Genomic DNA, 21220 nt, shown 5'->3' with positions numbered 1-21220 from the left:
CCCTGGTCGGGGGAGCCGGCAACGATCTGATGAACGGCGGTGACGGCAACGATGTGTTTGTCTTCGACACCGGCTTTGGCCATGACGAGATCCTGGGCTTCAGCGCCGGTGCCGGCGTCGGCGACGTCATCCGCTTCTCGACCACGGTCTTCTCCAGCTTCTCGGCGGTCATGGCGGCGACGGCTGACAATGGCCAGGGCTGGGCCGTCATCACGGTGGGGAGCAACAGCATTGTCCTGCGGGGGGTCAGCAAGGCCCAGCTGAATGCCAACGACTTCGAGTTCCAGGCCATGTCACCGGCTGAAGGTCCGCTGGTCCTGCCGGGTCTGGAGGCCGGGCAGCAGGACAAGCACGCAGGGCCGCTGGTCCTGCCCGACCTGATCCAGGATGATGACCCGCTGATTCTTCCGGGGATTGCCGATGCAGGCAAATGGGAGTTCACGCCGCTGGTCCAGCCCAGCCTCGGCGACACAATGGATCCGCTCGTCCTGCCCGGAGGTCTGGAGGGCAAGCCGCAGTGGGATGACGACCCGGTGATCTGCGGCGTCCCCGATGGCGTCCTGACAACCGCCGATCTTCTCTTTGACCCTGTCGGAAAACCGTACCGCGCCGGGCCCGACGACCTGCAACCAACCGACTGGATCGTCTAGGGACGGGGGCGGCGGCTGTCAGCAGGAAGCTATTACGACGGGCCTTCCGGCATGCCGCAAATCAGGTCAGGAAGGGGGCATGACGCAGTCTGCCCCCGTTCCGATGACCGATCCCGCTGACGCTTCAACCGCGGTTGTTTCCTCGCAACTGGCCAGCCATCTGGCGGCCAAGCTGTGCCACGACGTGGCCAGTCCCGCCGGAGCCATGGTCAATGGCCTGGATATGATGCGCGACCCCGATCATGCCGAGATGCGTGACGATCTGGTCGCCATGGTCGAGGCGAGCGCGCGCAAACTGCTGGCTATGGTTCATTTCGACCGCGTGGCCTTTGGCGCCGCCACCAGTTCGGAGTCCTTTGCGGCCGAAGAGATCGAGGCCCTGGCCCAGAGCGCCTTTTCGGACATTCGCCCGGACCTCGACTGGACGTGTGAGATCGAGCGGTTCACCAAACCCCAGGCCCGGGCGGTTCTGAACCTGGCCCAGATTTCAGGCGGCGCCCTGGCGGTCGGCGGGACGGTGCAACTCAGGATCTCGACCGGCGCCGACCGCCTGACCCTTTCGGCGGATGCGCGCGGCCCCAAAGCGCGGTTGAAGAACGAGGTGTCGACCGGGCTTTCCGGGGCGACCCTGACCGACGGCATGGCCGGTCAGTGGATCCAGTCGTTCTGGCTGCACACGACCGTGGCCGAGGCCGGCGGCGAGTTGTCATTCGAGACGAGCGAGGATCGTGTGGAGATTTCGATCTCCATGCCGCGTTAGATGCCGATCCAAACCAACGGTTAACCGACGCACCCGGATAACGGGATCATGCGGCTTTGCCTCATCATCGACGATAGCCGGATTATCCGAAAGGTTGCTCGACGCATTGTCGAGGGGCTGGGCTATGACGTCGAAGAAGCCGGTGACGGAGCTGAGGCCCTCAGCTTCTGTGCCGCGACCATGCCCGACGTCATCCTGGTCGACTGGAACATGCCGGTGATGGATGGAATGACCTTCCTGCAGCGGCTGCGCGCCTCGGAAGGTGGGGATCAGCCCAAGGTCCTGTTCTGTACGATCGAGAACGAGCCGAGCCGTATCGCCGAGGCGCTGGACGCCGGGGCCGACGAATATGTGATGAAGCCGTTCGACGGCGACATCCTGGGATCAAAGTTTGCCGATGTGGGGCTGGCCTAGATGACCAGCGACCTCGATTTCCCCGTCCTGTCGGCCCTGATGTCCGAGCGCGCCGGGTACGACCTTGGGCCTGAGCGCCTGGCGGCGGTCGAAGCCCGCCTTGGCCCCATCGCGCGTCGCGAAGGCCTGGCCTCGGTGCAGGACCTGATCGCGCTGATCGACCCTGGGCAACGTCCGTCGCTGACCTGGGAGATCGTTGAGGCGATCCTGCCGGCCGACACGCGGTTCTTCCGGGATCGGGAGTCGTTCGAGCTGATCAGCGCTCAGCTGCTGCCTGTGCTGTCGCAGGCGCGCGGCGGGGTGGTTCGGGTTCTCATCGCCGGCTGTGCGACCGGCCAGGAGGCCTGGTCGGTGGCCATCTGCGCGGCGGAGATCGGTGTGGATGTTGAGGTTGTCGCCTTGGACCTGTCCAGCCGGAGCATCGAAAAGGCGCGGGCGGGCGTCTATACCCAGTTCGAGGTCCAGCGTGGGCTGAGATCCCGCCAGCTGATTGCCTGGCTGGAACGATATGAAGACCTGTGGCGTGTGTCCGAACGTCTGAAGCGTTGGGTCCGCTTCGAGCGCGCCAATCTGCTGGACGGGATTGAGGGCTTCGGAGAGTTCGACCTGATCTTCTGTCGCCACGTCCTGTCCGACATGACGAGCGAGGGCCGACGACGGGTGCTCGATGGCCTGGCCAAGGCCTTGGGGCCGGCCGGGTGCCTCTTTGTCGGCGAAGGCGAGATCCTTCCCGAAGCCGGTGTGGCCTTTAGACCGGTCGCCGGTCTGAAGTCCGTCTATGTGCGCGGCCCGTCTTCGGTCAGCCAGGCGGCGTGATCGCCAACTGACCTGTGACTACCAGGCTGTCTGAGGCTCCGAAGGGCATGGTGTCGGGCTCACGCCGAGGCAGCGCGCGCGCATCGTCCGGCCAGCCATCATGGAAGGCGGCCCAGTGGAGGGTGGTGCCCGCCGGTGCCACGAAGCTCATCGCGAAGCCCTGTCCGGGGTCGGCCCAGCGCACAACCAGGGGCGTCCCGGCGGCGGGCGCGTTGACGGGGTGTCCCATGACGGAGACCTGGGACATTGGCTGGTCGGACACCAGCGTCAGCCGCAATTCGCGGGCGGAGGGGTCCGACGCCACAATCCGGTAACGTCCCCCCGCAAGAGCAGTGACCACGATTGTCGGTCGCGGCATCGCTACTGGTGACGCGGCCACCGTTTGCCAGGACGACGTGCCCAGCGCCGGCAGGTTGATCGTCTGAACCGGCGTGCCCTCTCGACCCAGCCAGGCGACCGTCCAGGGATCCCGCATGGCCGGCAAGGTGGCCAGTCGCGCCCGACCATCGGTCGTGTCGGCAACATAGAGGGCCAGGGTCGGAACCGGTCGTTCCGGCGTTCCTGAGGGAGCCCAGCGAATCCACAGCCCCCCGGCGACTGCGAGCGCCACGAGCCCGATACCTACCGGGACGGTGGAGCGCCCTCGCACGGCGGGCATCAGGAGCGCGGCCAGGGGTAGGATGGCCAGCAGGGTAAGCGCGGCGGGGGCTGCCGGAATGGTCGCTCCGACGCCCAGAAAGACACCGTGATTGACGCCGATGACCCAGGCGCTCCCGACAATGCCCAGGGCGGTGGCGATCGGCCAAGCAAGGTCACCCAGACGTCGCGCCGTCAACAGGGCCACAGTCCCGATCAGCGTCGGCCATGCAGCGATGATCGCGGCTTCAGGGGCCAGAATTTGAAGGGCAACCGACATCACCCAGCCGAGGCTGAGCAGGCCCAGGGCGGGCGCTTCGTGCGGGCGGTAGAGGCCGCTGCGTCCCCGCAACATATACCGGCTGACCAGCAGGACGGCACCGACACAGGCGCAGATCATGGCCAGCTCGAAGACGTCTAGCCGCCCTAGGAGGGGCCGGTTCATGATGAAGTCGGTGGGCGACCCTGTCAGCCAAAGCAGCCCCAGCCCCAGGGCGCCGCACGCCGTGGCGACGAGAAGGCCGCCCAGGGCACCGACGGCGGCGACGCGGATCGTCTCGGCGCGCGGCTGGCTGCGGATGAAAAGACCCAACAGACCGACCCCCGACAAGGCGACGAGGGCCCAGCCGACCCAGGCGGGATAGGTCAGGGTAAACAGGCCGAATATGTCGGAGAAGACGGCGTTGGGCCGTGGCTCGGGAAGGTCGTCGGTGGCCAGGAGGGCGCGCGTCAGATCCAGCGCCTGACTGCCCAGGTGCTGGAGCGAGCCCTGGTCCAAAGCGTTGGGTGTGGCGGTTGCCGAATGATAGTGGAACGGCTCACCGATGAAGGCGATGTTGAAGCCGGCGATGTTCTGATCACGCGAATGGCTGAAATCCGTGTCATTCGGCAGGATCGAATAGAGAAATGCCGCCAGAGATGTGGTGGACGGCTCGCGCACGCTGCGGGCGTACAGGTTCATCATCGCCCCATTGTTCGGGCCGGTCTCGAACATGAAGGCGCGACCTGCGGCCCCCCGCGTCTCGAGATTGACGACCGCGCCGACGCGCTGGCTCAAGGGGTGGCGATTGAAGAAGGCTTCGGCCCCGAGCAGGCCCTGTTCTTCACCATCGGTGATCAGGACAATGAGGTCCCGACGGCGTGGGCTGTTCTCAGCCAGGAGGACGCGCACTGCCTCGAGAGAGGCAGCAACGCCGGCCGCATCGTCGGCCGCGCCGGGTGAGCCGACGGCGGAATCATAGTGGCTCATCAGGACGACCGCAGGTGCCGTCGGATTGTCGCCCGGCAGGACGCCGATCAGGTTCTCGATCTGGCCACCGGTCACGAAATCCGGGCGGCGCGTAAAGACGGCGTCGGCCCGCTGGGCCGAAACCTCAAGGCCCAGTTGCTGCATCCGGCGCAGCAGGGTTTCGCGCACCTGATCATTCTCTGGAGTGCCGGTGGGGTGCGCCACCTGGCCGATCTGACGGACATCGACCATGGCCCGTTCCGCCGAGAAGGCCGTGGCCTCTGCGTCGTCGGACACCGGTGAGGGCGGTCGGATCGTCAGCGCGGCGATGAACAGGGCCAGGCCGAGCGCGGCCAGGAATCCGATGAGTGATCGCATAGTCGCCTCCCCCAAGGTCGCCCGGGACCCTAGTGCAGGTGGCGGTTAGATCAAGGGCGACGGATGCGGGTGACACAATGAAAGACACCCGCCGGTTTCCCGGCGGGTGTTTCCAACCCGGACGCTTACAAACTTTCGGTCAGGCCGCGGCGGTGATGCCGGCGGAGCTTTCCTGGGGATCGCGCAGGACGTAGCCGCGGCCCCAGACGGTTTCGATGTAGTGCTTGCCGCCGGCGGCAGTCGCCAGCTTCTTGCGCAGCTTGCAGATGAAGACGTCGATGATCTTCAGCTCGGGCTCGTCCATGCCGCCGTACAGGTGGTTCAGGAACATCTCCTTGGTCAGGGTCGTGCCCTTACGCAGGGAGAGCAGCTCGAGCATCTGATATTCCTTGCCGGTCAGATGCACGCGGTGGCCGTTCACTTCGACGGTCTTGGCATCGAGGTTCACCGCGATTTCGCCGGTCGAGATGATCGCCTGGGCGTGGCCCTTGGAGCGACGCACGACCGCCTGAATGCGGGCGATCAGCTCATCGCGATGGAAGGGCTTGGTCATGTAGTCGTCGGCACCGCCGCCAAAGGTCTTGACCTTGGTGTCGATCTCGCTCGAGCCCGAAAGGATCATCACGGGCGTATTAATCTTGCCGACGCGAAGCTGACGAAGAACCTCGATGCCGTTCATGTCGGGCAGGTTCAGGTCAAGGAGGATGATGTCGTAGTCATAGATCTTGCCCAGATCGATGCCTTCTTCACCCAGGTCGGTGGTGTAGACATTGAAGCCCTCGGACTTGAGCATCAATTCGATGCTCTGTGCGGTGGCACTGTCGTCTTCGATCAACAGAACGCGCATTCAGTGCCCCTCCAGGCGAATCTTGGTCGTGTAGCGGCGGTACGAAAAGGTTACGCACCTCTTCCCCGCACGCTCTCTCTGAAAGACTTAGGAAAGGTTAATCAGACCCCTCATTCGAATCGGTAGTCTGATTTGCGAGTCCCCGTCTAGGGGCAGAGTCAACGATTCGATTCCGAGGGTGAATTCTCCGGTTGGGCGAGTCCAAAAAGACTCACTTTCAGTGGCGAGTGGCGAGTGGGGCTTGGCGCGGTTGGCACCATTGACTGTTCGAGATGCGCCAGCGCCTGTCCGGTGAAAACTCGTCACTCGCCACTCGCCACTTCATACCCGCGACGGCTAGAAGGGGGCTACCAAGGAGGTTCGCCCGTGCTTTTTGTCCTGTCACCCGCCAAGCGGCTGGATTTTTCGGCCCATCCGATGACGGCGCAGGCGACCGAGCCGCGCATGGGCGAGGATACGGCGCAATTGGCGGTTTCGACGCGGCGGCTGACCAAGCCGGACCTGAAGCGGCTGATGGGATTGTCGGATGATCTGGCACGGCTGAACCAGGAGCGGTTCCAGGCCTTTGATGCCGAGGCTGTGGGCGGAACGCCGGCGGCCCTGGCCTTTGCGGGGGATGTCTATCTGGGTTTGAAGGCGCGTGACCTGGATGAGGCCGGCATGGACTGGGCGCAGGACCGACTGCGGATTCTGTCGGGCCTGTACGGGGTGCTCAGGCCGATGGATGGGATCCAGCCCTACCGGCTGGAGATGGGAACCAAGCTGTCGACACGGCGCGGGCGCGATCTCTACGCCTTCTGGGGGGACCGGATCGCGCGGCGGCTGGACGCCGACCTGGAAGGTCAGCCGGACCGTACGGTGATCAATCTGGCGTCCGAAGAATATTTCGGCGCGGTCGACCGCAAGGCGCTGAAGGCCCCGGTCGTTGATGTGCGCTTCGAGGAGGAAAAGGACGGGCAGCGCAAGGTGCTCAGCTTCTTCGCCAAACAGGCGCGCGGGACGATGGCGCGATGGGCGATCGATCAGCGGATCGAGCGGGCGGCGGATCTGAAGGGGTTTGATCGCAACGGCTACCGGATCGATCCGCGGCGGTCGTCAGATCAGGCGCTGGTATTCTGGCGTCATCAGCCGCCGCCGGTGGCCGAGCAGCGCAAGACGGCGCGCGAGACGGTCTGACATCGCTGTCAGGTTTGCTCACTGACAACGCGGTTCTGTCGGGCTAGAAGGGGCGATCAGAGGGAGGGCTCCGATGGCCGATGTCTTCGTCAGTTATGATCGTCGCGACCGGGATCTAGCCGAGAAGGTCGTCGCGGCCCTGACCGAGCAGGGGCTGACGGTGTGGTGGGACGACCGGATCACACCGCACGAAACCTGGGACAAGACCATCGAGCGTGAAGTCGACAACGCCAAGAAGGTCTTGGTGCTGTGGACCAAGAATTCGGTCGAGAGCGACTGGGTGCGGACCGAGGCGGGTGCGGCCAAGGAGGCGACGCCGCCCAAGCTGATTCAGGCGCGGTTCTCGGATTGCAAGGTGCCGCTGGCGTTCCGGTTGTTGCAACATGTCGACCTGATCGGCTGGACGCCCAAGCGGCGGCATTCCGGCTGGGATCGGTTGGTCATGTGGCTCAAGGACGGGATCGATCAGCCGGCCGTGCCCTCGCCGGGAGCCGGGGGTCCGATTCCGCCGGAGGAGCTGTCGCCGGCCGACGAGCCGGTCCAGGCGGACGCGGCTCCGGCAGAAGCGGCGCCGCCTGACGCACCGGTGGCGGCCCCGAACGAACCGGTTGTGGTTCCGGCCACGATGGGGCTGGGCAGTTTTGCCGCGAGTGCCGAGACGACGGATGAGGTTGCGCCGCCCTATGGTGGCGGGGCCGGCCAGTCGAACGTGGAGACGCCGCCTTACGGTGGAGGAAAGGGTGCTGCGACCGGGTCGACGCCTGCCTACGGCGGGGGAGCCGTAGAAGCTGAAGCCGCTGAGGCGGGACCGGTCCCGGTGACCATGGCACCCTCCGGTTCGACGACGGATGCCGGCGCGCCGGGGGGTACAAAGACCCAAGGCATCGACAAACGGCTTCTGATCGGCGGCGGGATCGCGCTAGGCGTGGTGGTGCTGGTCGCGGCGGTGATGATGCTGATGTCGGGCGGCGGGTCAGATTTCTCCGATGAGGAACAGGCGACGCTGGGCGGCTATCTGAACGGCTATGCCGAACGCTATGCTCAGGGTCTGCCGCAGGTTGGAGACGATGAGCTGGCTCGTCTGGCGGATGATGCCGCCTATGACTACGAGGTCCGGCTTGATGGCGGAAGCAGCTATCGGGTGTTGGGGGCCTGCGACACCAACTGTCGCGACGTGGACATCTATGTGATGGATCCTTCAGGCCAGGAGATCGGTCGCGACATCCTGACCGACGATTTCCCGGTCGTCGAAATCCCCAATGCTCAGAACGGAACCTACACGGTCCGCATCGGCATGCCGGATTGTGGGACGGACGCCTGTATCGGCGCGGCGCGGCTCTATCAGGTGGACTGAGCCGCTTGGGCTTGAAGCCAGGCGAGGAGACGACGCGTTTCAGCGCGCGGCGTGCCCTCACGACGGAAGGCAGCAAAGACGGCACCGTCAGTCTCGAATCCAAATGGCGATAGCAGCCGGGCGGAGGACAGCTCGGGTTCGATGAGGGCCTGCTGCGTCACGCAGACACCCAGGCCGGCGAGGCAGGCCTCAATCATCGTCTGCTGGTGGTCGAACAGCATCGGCGGCGCGTCGGAGCCGACGCGCAGGGCCGTGCGCGCGTTCCAGTCGTCGATGGCCTGGCGGTGGGACCGCGAAATCAGGCGACGTGCAGCGGCGGCGTCAACACCAGGTGCAGCGACCGGTCCATAGTGGTTGACCATGAGGGGAACGGCGACGAGGCCCGCAGATGGCTCTGCCCCGGCGTTGAGCATGCGGATGGCGACCTCGGCCCCGCCGAGCGAGCGGTCGAGATCGGCGTAGGACTCGGTGATTTCGATCTCCCAGCCATGCGGCCAGCGAGCCAGGCGCGGGATCAGCCAGCGCCCCGCCAGGGTGGACAGGCACGACACCTGAACACGGCTGCCCAGATCGGTGCCGGCCGACAGGACGGCAGCGAGGCGCTCGAAGGCAGGGCCGACCTCGGCCCATAGACGCGTGGCCTCGGGTGTGGGCCGGCGCGCATTGCGCGGGCCGTCGAACAGGCGGTAGCCCAAGTCGTCCTGAAGCGTATTGATCTGGCGGCTGATGGCTCCGTGGGTGACGCCCAACTGGTCTGCCGCGCGGGTCATGGAGCCGAGGCGCATGACCGCATCGAAGGCGCGCAGCGCCGTCAGGGGCAGGTGTCGATATTTGTGCGCTGAGCTCACAAACAGGAGCGGATAAGTCGTTAGGCGCGTGGGAGCAAGGGCGGCATTCAGACGCCATCCGAATGCGAGAGGGACGCGTCATGCTGAAACCGGTCGACTACAATCAACGCCAGCATCAGGGCTATGCCGCCGGGCGGGCGATGCCGGACCAGAGCCGGGCGATCTGGGCGGCGGCGCTGGCGCGGCGGGCGCCCGCGCGGCGGCCGCTGAGCGTGCTGGATCTGGGGTCGGGGACGGGGCGGCTGACGCCGATGCTGGCGGAGACGTTCGGCGGACCGGTCTGGGGCGTGGAGCCGCACGAGCAAATGCGGGCTCAGGCGGAGGCGGCGCCGCATCCGGAAACGGTCACCTATCTGGACGGTCGGGCGGAGGCGATCCCGCTGGAAGACGGGTCATGCGATCTGATCGTGGTGTTCCTGTCGCTGCATCACGTCCGGGAACGGGCGGCGGCGGCGCGGGAGATGCGCCGGGTGCTGGCGCCGGATGGGCGGGTGCTGATCCGCAGCACCTTTTCGGACCGGATGCCGGACATCGACTGGCACGCCTGGTTCGACGGCGCGCGGGAGGCGGAGATGCTGATGTTCCCGACCACAGGGGAGGTGGAGGCGATGTTCGAAGCGGTCGGCCTGCGGCGGCTGGGGCTGGATGTGGTGCGCGAGACGTACGCGGACACAATGACGGAGTACGCGGCGCGGATGCGGCTGAGGTCGATCTCGACGTTCGAGCATCTGGACGAGGTGGCGATCGAGGCGGGGATGGTTCGGATGGAGGCGGCGGTGGCGGCTGCGCCGGATGCTGCGGTGTATGGGGACGGGGATTTGATGGTGTTGGGGTAGGGCGGCGATCCCTGTCATCACGACAATTGCGCCGGCAACTATCCGTGACAACCACGCGGCTTGGCCCTTGTCCCGGCTCTACGCTTCGCTGCGGCCGGGATGACAACCCCTACCCCCGCTCCTTCGTCCGGCTGAAGATGATTTTGGGGAATTTCTCGCCGACGTAGCCGGTTTCCCAGCTTGATTTGGCGAGGAAGATGGGGGCCTGGTCGATGTCGGTCGCCATCTGGGGGCGGTATTTGCCGGCGAAGTCGTCGAGGTCCGCCTTGGTTTCGCCCGTGACCCAGCGGGCTTCGGCGTAAGGGGAGGGCTCGAAGACGACGTCCAGGCCGTATTCTTCGCCGAGGCGGTCCGCCATGACCTCGAACTGGAGCTGGCCGACGGCACCGACGATGAAATCTGCGCCCAGCTCGGGGCGGAAGAGCTGGGTGACGCCTTCTTCGGCGAGGCCTTCGAGGGCCTTCTTGAGGTGTTTGGCCTTGAGGGGGTCTTTCACCCGGACGCGCTGGAGGATTTCGGGGGCGAAGTTGGGCAGGCCCTGGAAGCGGACCAGGCCGCTTTCCGACAGGCTATCGCCGACACGCAGGACACCGTGGTTGGGGATGCCGATGACGTCGCCGGCGTAGGCTTCTTCGGCCAGTTCGCGGTCCGACGCGAAGAACAGGATGGGGCTGTTCACCGAAAGCTGCTTTCCGGTGTTCTGGACCTTCAGCTTCATGCCGCGCTTGAACGAGCCGGAGGCCATTCGGAACATGGCGATGCGGTCGCGGTGGTTGGGGTCCATGTTCGCCTGGACCTTGAAGACGAAGCCGGTGACCTCGGCGTCGCCCGGCTGGACCGTGATGTCGACGGGGACGGGGGCGTTGCGCGTCTCGGGCGGGGCTTCCTTGCGGGCCGGCAGGGGCTTGGGCGGCGGTGCCCAGTCGGCGATGGCGCGCAAGAGCTCGTCGATGCCGAAGTGACGCAGGGCCGATCCCCACAGAACCGGAGTCATGTGGCCTTCGAGGAAGGCCTGATGGTCGAAGGGCTTGTAGCCGGCCTCGACCAGCTCGAGCGCGTCCGACAGGTCGGCCTGCTCGGTCCCTTCGAAATACGGGCTCGCCTCATCGAGGGGGAGGGGGGACGGATGGTCCGGGTCGTGGTCGGCCCCGGCGTCCTTGCGGGCGTAGGGCTGGAATTCGTCCGAGCCGATCCTGGCCATGCCGCGCAGGCGATTGCCGCTCTCGGACGGCCACCAGATGGGCGAGGGGTCGAGCTGAAGGCGCGAGGCGATCTCGTCCAGCAGGGCCATGGGGTCCTGGGCCTCGCGGTCGAGCTTGTTGATGAAGGTGATGATGGGGATGTCGCGGAGACGGCAGACCTCGAACAGCTTCAGGGTCTGCGGCTCGATGCCCTTGGCCGCGTCCAGCACCATGATGGCGCAGTCGGCGGCGGTGAGGGTGCGGTAGGTGTCCTCGGAGAAGTCCTCGTGGCCCGGCGTGTCCAGGAGGTTGAACATGCCGCCCTCGAACTCGAAGGTCATCACCGAGGCCGAGACGGAGATGCCGCGCTCCTTCTCGATCTTCATCCAGTCCGAGCGGGTGCGCCGCGCCTCGCCGCGCGCCCGTACAGCCCCGGCCGCGCGGATGGCACCACCGGCCAGCAGGATGTGCTCGGTCAGCGTCGTCTTGCCCGCGTCGGGGTGGGCGATGATGGCGAAGGTGCGCCGACGCGCAGCCTCCTGGGCGATGGAGAGCTTGGACATTGGGCGCGGGGGTTAGCGCAAGCCGGGGGGGAAGTCACGCCGACAAGGTAGCTGATGTCGGACGCCGGATCCGAAGCTAGGTGTCGTCTTCTTCATAAGGCACGGGCGGCTGGCGCGCGCGGGCCAGTTCGATAAGGCGCTGAGCGTAGATGGAGGCGTCCCGACCGTGCGGGTTGTTGGCCACGGGACTCAGAACAACAATGGCTTCATCAAAACGACTGCTGAGCATCAAGGCCCGGCCCAGACCAAACCGGATGCCGGAGAGCTGGGGTGCCAGATCGTAGGCCGCCCCCCAGATCGCCAGATCGTTCTGGGACGGATAGCCGGGGGTCCCCTCCCTGTTGCGCCCAAGATAGAGGTAGGTCCGATAGTCGTCAGGGTCGATTTCAAGTGCTTGAGCGAGCAGGGCGTTTGACTGGTTAAGCAGATTGATGCGGGCGGAGCGTTCAGCGTCTTCGGCGGCCTCATAGTAGGCAAGCGCCAGGTACTGGAGAGCCTCCGTATCGGTCGGATAATCGGCGACCAGGGCCTCGAGCAGTCGGACGCCGGTTGCGGGATCACCGAAGTGCAACTCGGCATGGGCGAGGGTCAGGCGCGCGAAGGGATCCGTTGGGTGACGGGCGGCGGCCTGACGGACGGCGCTGGCCGATGCGTCGCGGTCGTCTTCTGAGCGGCCGACGCGAAGGTGCAGCGACAAGAGCAACAGGTCGTCGGCCGATGCCGGCAGGGTCGTGACCTCGACCTGAGGCGCAGGTGCCCCCTCGACGCTGCCTGAGGCATAGGGAAGTCCGCCCCGCAAGTAGCTGCGCAGCGTTCGCTCCAGCGTGGCCAACGACAGGCCGGTGGCCTCCTGGATGGCGGTGACGCTGTCCTGACCGGCTGCGACGGCAGCCAGATAGGCACCGAGCTGGCGGTTGCGAACCGGGTCACTGTGGAACCAGTGAGCCAAGAGCCAGGCCATGCTGTAGTAGGCCGCGCGTTCGTCAGGGCTGTTGATTTCGCTCGGACGGCTACCGAGCAAGGCTTCCATCCTGATCCAGTTCGCTGACATCAGCCAGCCGGCGCGGTCGCGGTTGTGTTCTCCGATGGTGATGTTGCGCGCGCTGATGTCGACGGTTGAGAAAAACTCGGCAAAGCCCTCAACGTACCAGCCCGGATAGGCCCCGGCGAAATGCTGGTGCATGAAATGGTGAGCATATTCGTGGAACAGGACTGTCGTTTGACGGCGTTCGCGTAGCGAGACGGCGAAGATGCCTTCGGTAGCCGGAAAGTAGACCCCGGCAACGTTGGACCCAAGGCCAGGGCGAACGATGTCGATATCGTCACGTCTGCCGAGCAGATAGATGGACAGCTTGCCGCCGCCGTCATCGTTCGAGGTCAGGCCGGTCTGGCTTCGCAGCACCCAGTCAAAAACCTCGAGCTGGCGCACATAGTCGCGAAGGACCCGCTCATCTCCGTCCGTGTAGACGATGAAGCGAGGACTTTCGGCGCGAAGCCAGCGGGCCTCGGCGGCATCCGGCATGATCATCAGGGCTATGCCGAAAACCGCACCCAGACAGGCTGTCAGAATAGAGCGCATCGATATGTCTCCGCCAGTCATACAACCTAGGCGGAGATAGCCGATGGGTCCAGATCGCGACAGATGATGGTGGGAAGGTGGGTCGTTGGGGACGCCGTAAATGCCTGCCGGCGTCACGTTTCCAACGTGCCCGGCCTTAGGCCGCCATGCGGTTCCAGACGGCCTTGTCGGTGGCGACGGGGGTGAGGCGGCCTTTGGCGTGTTTGGCTTGGAGGGCGCGGATGACGTCGTCCGGCAGCACGGCGAAGCGCGGCTCGACCAGGTCAGGGACGCAGTCGGCCTCGGGTGCCGCAAACATGGCAGCGTTGACCCCGGACTGGCGGCTGGCGATCAGCCAGGCCAGACGGCGGGCGCGCTCAGGGTCATCGCGATGCAGCAGCGGGTTCTCGGAAAACAGCTCGCAGCCCAGCTCGACCACATAGTCGAAGCCGAGACGATCAAAGCGGCGCGCATCGACCGGATCGACCGTCAGGTCGTCTTCCAGATCGAACACCGCATCATTCAGCAGGAACAACACAACTGGATACCCCATCACCGGACTCATTCTGGCCCGTTAGACGTGACGATAGGCGATGGGGTTTGAAGTTCGGTGAGCGAACGCGGTTAAGGGTTTGTGACCGCGCCGACCGTCAAGTCTCGACGTAGCCGAGGCTAGCCATATGGCTCTTGAACCAGACAAGCAGGGCCGCGCCGAGCGCCAGGCCAATGCCTGCGACGATCCAGCCCCGCAGGGTCAGACGACCGGTCTGCGATGCCCGCATGAGCGTGTCGCCGCGGGCTCCGCCGACCAGATAGACTAGGCCGACCAGGCCCAGCACCGGCGCGATTACGACCGACTTGAAACGATAGCCGACCTCGGCAGATCCACTGTGGGCGGCCATGGTCGCTTCTCCGACTGACCACCAGGCCAGGGCGATCCCGATGGCAAACAAGGCGGCACCCGCAAACCGCCAGACCATGTCCTGACTCAATGTCGTACTCCCCCGAGCCATCCCCACAGCTTGACCATGGCAAAGTCAGGACGGAGCGTCGAGTCATCCTTCGTCGGCGACGGCCTCAACCAGGAAATGGCGTCCCTGGCGGTCCTCGATCTCAACGAGCCAGATGTCGGGATCGTAGTCAGCCTGGCGGGCGGCGTAGGCATCGAGCTCGAACTCGGGGACGTCGGGGTGCGGCTGTATCCACAGGCGGTCACCATCCAGGCCGATCGTCTCGGCGTAGAGGCGAGCCGTACGCTCGACGGTGTTGTAGGCCTTGAGCAGAACGGCCCCGGCGCGAGCGTCGCCCTTGCGGACCACGACGGCAGAGGCCCCGGCCAGTTCGGCGCGGCGGATCAGGGCGGACACCCAGACATCGGTGGAAATCAACACTGGCTTAACCGTAAGCGGAAACCGAACCGAAGGGTCGGCACGCCTAGAGTGGGGCCATGATCGGTCGATTCCAAGAGCCGCGACGCTGGGCCGCCGTGCTGATGCTCAGCGCAGGCCTCGCTGCGACGCCCGCCGTTGCGGGGCCGGCGGACACCTATTTTGAACGCAGCCTGGTCGCCGAGGCCGGGGGCCGATGCGGTCTGTTCGATCGCGCCACCCTGCATGCCCTGGAAGCCGGGGCTGCCCAGGCGCGGGGAGCGGCCCTGCGGGCGGGGGTGAGAGAAGGCGACGTTGAGCGCCAGCGCCTGCGCGCGGCCGGGCGTGCCGGGCAAATCGCCTGCGATGATTCTGAGCTGGAGATGGTGGCTGGTCGTGCCCGTCATGCCTTTGCGGCCTGGGCCGGGATGCGGGCCATGGACTTTCCGGGCGACCGTGCCGACTGGCGCGTCGAGCGAACCGCCTATGCCAGCCAGACCTGGCGGCTTCGCCAGGACGGCGACGGGGTGGTGTTCGGGTTTGCCGGGGCGGGCACCGGCCACACCCTGGCACTGGTGGTCCAGGACCCGACGATTGTGTCGGCTCGGTTGATCGTGAGAGAGCCCGCCAGGGCCCCGACCGCCTGGCTGGCCCGCCCGGGCATGTCGGAAACGCCACCCCTGTACGTCAGTCGGGCCTACATGGCTGGGCGCGGGCACCCGGTGCCTGAAACCCTGTCGGAGACGGGCGGAAAGCTGTTCCGGTTTTCGACGGCTGCGGCGGACGCCATAGAAATTCTGGACCCGCGCGAGCGGTTCGCGGTCGAGCTGGTCCGGTCGGACGGGCACGGCCGGGTCGTGACCCTGGGAGCCGGCGACTTTGCCGCCGCTAGGGCCTTCCTGGCGATGGGTACGCTCTAGGCCGTTCAGGCGGCGACCGAGGCCTCGGCCTCGCGGCGCAGCTTCCAGAAGCGCAACGTCCTCTGGGCCGTCTCGCGGGTCAGTTCAGCATACATCCGGCCATAGGCCTGGGCCTTGCCCATGGCGTCGCCCTCCTTGTTGAGCAGGACGACGGCGTAGGTCAGGAAGATGGCGCGATCCATATCGACCGACTTACAGACCACGGCCAGGGCGTCGATCTGGCCGGCCTCGACGATCTTCTGCGCCGTATGGAAATCGATGCCGGACAGTTCGGCCAAGGCGATGAGGAACTCGGTGCGTCCGCCGGAACGCAACAGACGGACGAGGGCCTCGGGTGTCAGAGATGACGACGCCTGTAGCTCGCGCACATAGGCGCGTGCGGTTTCAAAGTCGGGCGGCAGGGAGCCGTCTTCGGCGCGCAGCCGATGGCGACCCACCGCAAGCGCGGCTTCCAACTTCTCAGGGGCCACGCCGGCGTTGCGTTCGAGGATCTTCTGGCGGAGCTGAGTCTCGACCACGAAGTACATCTCGTTCAGGAGGTCCGGCGGCATGGATGCCCGGTTGACCAGGTCCGCCTGAAGTTCGGGATTGGCCATGGCGCGATCAGTGACCGCCTCGTGCGCCGCGCGCGAGAGCTGCGCCCCGTTGTTGCGGATCAGGGACCCAACCGTCTGGTCATCCCCCCGCGCGATAATCAGGTCCGAAACGGACTCCGTCACCGCCTCCCGTTCCGACATGGCGCGCAAATGGCCCTGGCCCTTGATGCCGCCGATATCGAGCAGATCCGCTTCGGCGAGTACCTTGGAATGACGCAGGACTGGCTCGGCCACGCCTTCGACATCCATCGCCAGGGACCTGGCGAGGACGCGCGGCGCATTGGGCGCGGCCGAGAAGCGGACCGACAGCTCCCTGCGAACCGTCTCCTCCATCTCGGTGGCCAGCTGGGCGAGAACAGCCCCGTAGAGCTCATTTTCCACCGGGCTCGGCGGGGTTGTGCCGAAAAACTGATCCGTCAGCTCGCGCAGCAACTCGCGCCGCTTGTCGCTGGACGGTGTCTTGGCCAGGTCGATCAGGTCTTGGAGCCGCGATACGGTCATGGCTGACGCCCGAGCATGTCCATCAGCTGATCCGGTGGCAGATTACGCAGGATTTCAAAGGCCTCTTCGGCCCGCGCGGTGCGGTCCTGTTCAGCCAGGCTTTGCCCCTGGGGCGCTTGCAGGGCCACCAGGGTCTGGTCGGATGCCAGAACCTGGGCGCGCTCAATCGTGTCAGGGGTCCGCCCCGAGGCCCGGTGAACGGAATAGTAGCGTACGCCTTCGCCGTTGGTCGTGGGCGTCGGCGCGACAGGAGCAACGGGCGCGACCGTCCGATCCGTGGATTGGGCCGTCACCCGCGCCGGCGTTGTGGGCTCCTCGGCCGGGCTTTGGGTCGGGGTCTGTGCCCGTGGGGTGGGCGTAAATCTTGGTCGTGCCTGGTTCTGGCGTTCCGCCCGGACCGGCGAGGTGCTGACCGGAGGTCTGCCGGGCCAGTTCAGGTATCGCAATCCGGCCTGCTCGGCAGTTTCGGGGCGGCGGTCCTGAGCCGAGACGGGATGGGCCAGGAGCACGCTACAGGTTGTCAGCACAGCGATGGACAGGCGGGCCATGTCGGCGTTCCCGAAGCAATGAGGCTCTACCGTAGGCCGTGGTCGATTTCCCGGGTGTTAACGGGTGGTGGGCCCTAGCTTCGCAGGAAGTCCAGAGTGAAGGCCGAACGCCAGTCGACATCCGGCGAATAGATGCCGGCTTCCGAGGTGGCGGTGAAGAACGCCTCCCAGCGGGCGGCACTCATATCGCCGATGCGCCCTCCCGGAGAGACGACGATCTCGTTGGCGATGAGCTGGTCGCGCCCCCAGGTCAGCAAATCCTGGGTCATCTGGGGATTGGCGCGCTTGATCAGAGTGTCGGCGGGGGCGGGGTCATCATTCAGATAGGACTGCCAGCCCTCAACCGAGGCTTCGATAAAGCGGGCGACGACCGACCGGTTGTCCCGCATGAGCGTGTCGGGGCAGAGCAGCATATTGGCATAGGAAGGATACCCTTCGTCCGCCAGCGAGAAGGCACGCGGCTGAAAGCCGTCGGTGGCTTCCAGAGTGTGGGGCTCGCTGGTCAGATAGCCCTGCTGAACGGCCCGAGGATCGGCCAGGAAGGGAGCCGGATTGAAGGTGTAGGGCCGAACCTGGCTATCGGTGAAGCCGTAGCGTGCCTTGAGCCAGGGCCAGAAGGCATTGATCGAGGCATCCGCCAGAAGGAAGGGGCGTTCGGCCAGATCGGCAATGGAGGTCAAGGCGGCGTCAGGGTGCGCGATCAGGACCTGGGGGTCCTTCTGAAAGAAGGCGGCGACGACCGAGACCGGCGCGCCCTCGGCCGTCAGGTTCATGGGGATGAAGGCGTTGGAACCCATCCCCAACTCGGCCTGGCCAGAGGCCAGAAGCTGTGGGACGTCGACCGTCGGACTGCCCTGGATGATCTCGACATTCAGATCGCGGCGCGAATAGGCACCGATCGCCACCGCCTGATAGAAGCCGCCATGCTCGGCCTGAGCACGCCAGTCGGTGGCGAAGCGAATGCGGGTGCGGCCATAGCGATCGGTCGGCTCGCGGCGCGGCTGGCAGGCGTTGAGCGCCGCCAGACCCCCGAGGGCGGCGACGCCGGCGGCCCCGGTCAGTCCGGCGATGAGCGACCTGCGGTCCATGAACGATTCCCCGCGCTTGGCAGAAGCGTAGCGGCGGGGTGGGGCGAAGGGAAGGCGGGGTATGGGGTGCCGCGAGGAGAGCGGTTTAGTGCACTGTGAATCGGGTGCACTTAGTGCACTAAGTGCACTATCGGCGCGGGTGGCCTGCGAAATGCTGCGGCAAATTCTCGACACCCTCGGCCCGGGCGCCTCTGGCTGGACGATCAGAACGACCGGCCAGCAGGATAGCCGGGTCGCGTCGAGCGGGGATGTTCGGGAAAAAATTTGATCCAGAAACGGATCGAGGGGCGATGGCTTGGGCGAACCCTCGCACATCGGCCCCTCACCAAGTCCGGGTTGGACGTTGGTCCGTTACGGGTCGGATCTCTCATTCGTCTGGCGGGCAAGCCCGGCGTCCGCTTGATCGTCCTGTCCTTGCCTGGTCTTCCTCCTTGGCGAGTTGCCCCGCCGGGTTTTGAAGTCCGCCCTTCCTCGGATTGCTCCTGGGTCAGGCCCGTCCCGGTCGCTCCTGGGTTCCCCCTGAAGTCCTTGTTCGGTGGCCGGTTTCGCCGCTTGAAGCCCGGGTCTCCCCGGAGTTCCGCGCCGCGATGTCCGTCGGCAAGGACACGCTCTCGCAGAACCGGACGGCTGGCAAGCGGTACCGTGCGACCCGGTGTGCGTCGGCAGGGGAGGAACGGTGGATAACCGCGTCTTTCGAGGGGACCGGTTTCAGAAAACCGTCACAATCCAAACGCCTGGGTTGTCCCCAGATTTGGGCCGGTCAGGTGGCCAGCGCGGCCTTCATCTCCTCCAGCCGGAGCCAGTCAGCCTCGGCGGCCTCGAGCTTGGCGCGCGCGGCGTCGAGGTCGGCGGAGAGCTTGTCAAAGCGGTTGCGGTCGGAGGTGTAGAGGGCGGGGTCGGCAAGGGCGGCTTCCAGCGCCTCGATAGAGGCGGGGAGGGTTTCGAGCTCGCGCTCGGCTTCGTCGAGGCGGCGGGCGTCCTTGTAGGAGAGTTTCTTGGGAGTGGCGAGTGGCGAGTGGCGAGTGGCGAGGGAGGCCGGCACCGGCGTTGGCATCTTCTTCTCGTCACTCGTCACTCGTGACTCGCCGCTGAGGAAGCCGGGGTTCTGAGCGACGAAGTCGGTCCAGCCGCCGGGGGTTTCGACGGCGTTGCCGCGGCCGTCCAGGGCGATGGTGGAGGTGGCGAGGCGGTCAATGAAGTCGCGGTCGTGGCTGACGAGGATGAGCGTGCCGTCGTACTCTTCGAGCAGGTCCTCGAGGCGGTCCAGCGTCTCCATGTCGAGGTCGTTGGTAGGCTCGTCCAGCACCAGCAGATTGGCGGGTTTGGCTAGGGCGCGGGCGAGCAGCAGGCGGTTGCGCTCGCCGCCTGAGAGGGTGGAGACGGGTTGGCGCAGCTGGCTCTCCTTGAAGAGGAAGTCCTTGGCGTAGGCGGCGACGTGTTTGGACTGGCCGCGCACCAGGATGCTGTCGCCGCCGCCGGGGGTGAGGGCGTCCCACAGGGTCATGTCACTGCGAAGCTCGTCGCGCGACTGGTCGAGATAGACGGGGGCGAGGTTGGCGCCGAGGCGGATGGAGCCGGTGTCGGCCTCAAGTTCGCCGAGGAGGAGGCGGACCAGGGTGGTCTTGCCCGCGCCATTGGGGCCGACGATGGCGAGGCGGTCGCCGCGCATGATGCGGGTGGAGAAGGGTTTGAGGATTGTGCGGGCGGGAAGTGACGAGTGACGAGTCGCGAGTGGCGAGTCGGAGGCGGTCGCACCCGGCGCTGACTGAGAGGTGGGATCTTCTCTCGCCACTCGCGACTCGTCACTCGTCACTCCGAGAAAGGTCTTCGAGACCCCCTTCAGCTCGGCGACGAGCTTGCCGGAGGACGGGCCCGCGTCGACGCCGAGCTGGATCTCGCGCGGGAGGTCGGCGACGCGTTTGGCGCGATCCTGGCGCAGGGCCTCGAGCCGGCGAGCGCGGCCCTCATTGCGGGTGCGCTGGGCGGTGATAGAGCGATAGAAGGTGTAGGTCTCGCGCTCGATCTCCTTGGTCAGGCGACGCAGAGATTCGGCCTCTTCCTCGGTGACCTTGGCCGCCCATTCGTCGAAGGCCTTGAAGCCCTTGTCGAGGGTGCGGACGCGGCGGTTCTCCAGCCAGAAGCAGCGTCTGGTGGTGCGTTCGAGGAAAGTGCGGTCGTGGCTGACCATCAGGACGGCGAAGCGGGCCGCCTTGAGTTCGTCCTCCAGCGTTTCGATGGCGAGGATGTCGAGGTGGTTGGTGGGCTCGTCGAGCAACAGCAGGTCCGGCTGTTCAGCGAAGGCGCGGGCGAGGTCGGCTCTGCGGGTTTCGCCGCCGGACAGGCGGGCCGCGGGCTTTTCCGGGTCGAGGCCGAAGGTCTCCAGCCACTGGTCGGCGGTCCAGGGATCGGCCCCGCCGGAGACGGCGTGGTCGCGCAGCGTCGGGCCGACAATCACGGGCTCTTGCGGCACATAGGCGAAGCGGGCCCCGGCCTGAACCGCGCGCTCGCCGGCGTCGGGTTCGAGGATGCCCATGACCAGCTTCATCAGGGTCGATTTGCCGGCCCCGTTGCGGCCGACCAGACAGGCGTGCTGGCCCGGCTCCAGGGCCAGATCAACGCCGTCAAACAGCGGTAGCGGACCGTCCTGGAGGCGGACGTCACGAAGGGAAACGAGGGGAGCGCGGGCCATGGGGGGCGGGGTATAGCGCCCTAGAGAGATCAGCGCATCAACAAGAGATGGACGCTAGTTGGCAGACGCTCGAGCAACTAGCATGGGAGAACCCAAGGTCTCCAAACGTTGCATCAGGGGCACTGTGAACCCGTTCTGCTTCACGTGAACGCCAGCATTCTCCAGCCGTTCGCGGAACGCGCGCGCGCGCTCCACCTGGTCCTTGAACTGGTCATCTTGCCTATCCAGGGATTCGAGGATTTCTGTGGCTTCTTCGGTCACGTCCG

The 21220-nt window shown here is 66.0% G+C and carries 20 protein-coding genes and 1 pseudogene; 8 read left to right on the top strand and 13 right to left on the bottom strand.

What is annotated here, in order from left to right:
- The 4 genes and pseudogenes from G391_RS15735 to G391_RS0113255 form a co-directional block, all read left to right on the top strand.
- Nucleotides 1-650, top strand: a pseudogene (locus G391_RS15735) (hypothetical protein); the annotation flags it as partial.
- A gap of 79 nt (nucleotides 651-729) precedes the next feature.
- Entirely contained in the window at nucleotides 730-1410 is a 681-nt protein-coding gene (gene chpT / locus G391_RS0113265; protein WP_029087944.1) for a histidine phosphotransferase ChpT, read from the top strand.
- Nucleotides 1411-1458: 48 nt separating this feature from the next.
- Entirely contained in the window at nucleotides 1459-1824 is a 366-nt protein-coding gene (locus G391_RS0113260; protein WP_029087943.1) for a response regulator, read from the top strand.
- The gene (locus tag G391_RS0113255; RefSeq protein WP_029087942.1) at nucleotides 1825-2640 is read left to right on the top strand and encodes a CheR family methyltransferase; all 816 of its coding nucleotides are present in this window, start codon (nucleotides 1825-1827) and stop codon (nucleotides 2638-2640) included.
- Here G391_RS0113255 and G391_RS14980 read toward each other — a convergent pair.
- Nucleotides 2624-4882, bottom strand: coding sequence for a M20/M25/M40 family metallo-hydrolase (locus tag G391_RS14980; RefSeq protein ID WP_051257402.1), 2259 nt, complete (start codon nucleotides 4880-4882; stop codon nucleotides 2624-2626). The genes G391_RS0113255 and G391_RS14980 overlap by 17 nt on opposite strands.
- A gap of 139 nt (nucleotides 4883-5021) precedes the next feature.
- Nucleotides 5022-5729 carry a response regulator transcription factor CtrA gene (gene ctrA / locus G391_RS0113245; protein WP_029087941.1) on the bottom strand — a complete coding sequence of 236 codons (708 nt, stop codon included), beginning with the start codon at nucleotides 5727-5729 and terminating at the stop codon, nucleotides 5022-5024.
- A gap of 366 nt (nucleotides 5730-6095) precedes the next feature.
- On the opposite strand from ctrA, the gene yaaA reads away from it, so the two are divergent.
- The gene (gene yaaA, locus G391_RS0113240; protein ID WP_029087940.1) at nucleotides 6096-6905 is read left to right on the top strand and encodes a peroxide stress protein YaaA; all 810 of its coding nucleotides are present in this window, start codon (nucleotides 6096-6098) and stop codon (nucleotides 6903-6905) included.
- Between the two features lie 73 nt (nucleotides 6906-6978).
- Nucleotides 6979-8259 (top strand): toll/interleukin-1 receptor domain-containing protein, encoded by a 1281-nt coding sequence (locus G391_RS15345; protein ID WP_051257401.1) that lies wholly within the window; start codon nucleotides 6979-6981, stop codon nucleotides 8257-8259.
- Here G391_RS15345 and G391_RS14965 read toward each other — a convergent pair.
- Nucleotides 8247-9107, bottom strand: coding sequence for a LysR family transcriptional regulator (locus G391_RS14965; RefSeq protein ID WP_051257400.1), 861 nt, complete (start codon nucleotides 9105-9107; stop codon nucleotides 8247-8249). The two genes, G391_RS15345 and G391_RS14965, sit on opposite strands and share 13 nt — an antisense overlap.
- 80 nt (nucleotides 9108-9187) lie before the next feature.
- Here G391_RS14965 and G391_RS0113225 point away from each other — a divergent pair, with 80 nt between their 5' ends.
- Complete coding sequence (locus tag G391_RS0113225; RefSeq protein ID WP_051257399.1) at nucleotides 9188-9943, top strand: class I SAM-dependent methyltransferase; 756 nt, start codon at nucleotides 9188-9190, stop codon at nucleotides 9941-9943.
- A gap of 109 nt (nucleotides 9944-10052) precedes the next feature.
- Here G391_RS0113225 and G391_RS0113220 read toward each other — a convergent pair whose 3' ends face one another.
- The 5 genes from G391_RS0113220 to G391_RS0113200 all read right to left on the bottom strand — a co-directional run bounded on the left by G391_RS0113220 (nucleotide 10053) and on the right by G391_RS0113200 (nucleotide 14636).
- Nucleotides 10053-11687, bottom strand: coding sequence for a peptide chain release factor 3 (locus G391_RS0113220; protein WP_029087938.1), 1635 nt, complete (start codon nucleotides 11685-11687; stop codon nucleotides 10053-10055).
- A 76-nt stretch (nucleotides 11688-11763) separates the two neighbouring features.
- Complete coding sequence (locus G391_RS14960; protein ID WP_051257398.1) at nucleotides 11764-13266, bottom strand: tetratricopeptide repeat protein; 1503 nt, start codon at nucleotides 13264-13266, stop codon at nucleotides 11764-11766.
- A gap of 136 nt (nucleotides 13267-13402) precedes the next feature.
- Entirely contained in the window at nucleotides 13403-13798 is a 396-nt protein-coding gene (locus G391_RS0113210; protein ID WP_245572110.1) for a hypothetical protein, read from the bottom strand.
- 97 nt (nucleotides 13799-13895) lie between these two features.
- Entirely contained in the window at nucleotides 13896-14237 is a 342-nt protein-coding gene (locus G391_RS0113205) for a hypothetical protein (protein WP_156893964.1), read from the bottom strand.
- 63 nt (nucleotides 14238-14300) lie between these two features.
- Complete coding sequence (locus tag G391_RS0113200) at nucleotides 14301-14636, bottom strand: DUF1491 family protein (RefSeq protein WP_029087935.1); 336 nt, start codon at nucleotides 14634-14636, stop codon at nucleotides 14301-14303.
- 56 nt (nucleotides 14637-14692) lie between these two features.
- Here G391_RS0113200 and G391_RS0113195 point away from each other — a divergent pair, with 56 nt between their 5' ends.
- Entirely contained in the window at nucleotides 14693-15532 is an 840-nt protein-coding gene (locus tag G391_RS0113195; RefSeq protein WP_051257397.1) for a hypothetical protein, read from the top strand.
- A gap of 5 nt (nucleotides 15533-15537) precedes the next feature.
- Here G391_RS0113195 and G391_RS0113190 read toward each other — a convergent pair whose 3' ends face one another.
- From G391_RS0113190 to G391_RS0113170, 5 genes are all read right to left on the bottom strand, one after another.
- The gene (locus G391_RS0113190; protein ID WP_029087933.1) at nucleotides 15538-16629 is read right to left on the bottom strand and encodes a DUF2336 domain-containing protein; all 1092 of its coding nucleotides are present in this window, start codon (nucleotides 16627-16629) and stop codon (nucleotides 15538-15540) included.
- Nucleotides 16626-17177 (bottom strand): hypothetical protein, encoded by a 552-nt coding sequence (locus G391_RS15340; protein WP_029087932.1) that lies wholly within the window; start codon nucleotides 17175-17177, stop codon nucleotides 16626-16628. Before G391_RS15340 ends, G391_RS0113190 begins: the two co-directional genes overlap by 4 nt.
- A 74-nt stretch (nucleotides 17178-17251) precedes the next feature.
- Complete coding sequence (locus G391_RS0113180) at nucleotides 17252-18265, bottom strand: ABC transporter substrate-binding protein (protein WP_051257396.1); 1014 nt, start codon at nucleotides 18263-18265, stop codon at nucleotides 17252-17254.
- 760 nt (nucleotides 18266-19025) lie between these two features.
- Nucleotides 19026-20954: an ABC-F family ATP-binding cassette domain-containing protein gene (locus G391_RS15880; RefSeq protein WP_029087930.1), complete on the bottom strand. Its 1929-nt coding sequence runs from the start codon at nucleotides 20952-20954 to the stop codon at nucleotides 19026-19028.
- Between the two features lie 54 nt (nucleotides 20955-21008).
- Nucleotides 21009-21215, bottom strand: coding sequence for a hypothetical protein (locus tag G391_RS0113170; RefSeq protein WP_029087929.1), 207 nt, complete (start codon nucleotides 21213-21215; stop codon nucleotides 21009-21011).
- Nucleotides 21216-21220: the final 5 nt, after the last annotated feature.

Origin of the sequence: Brevundimonas aveniformis DSM 17977 (assembly GCF_000428765.1) — a bacterium.
Classification (GTDB): Bacteria; Pseudomonadota; Alphaproteobacteria; order Caulobacterales; family Caulobacteraceae; genus Brevundimonas; species Brevundimonas aveniformis.
This window is presented reverse-complemented; position numbering and strand designations above follow the sequence as displayed.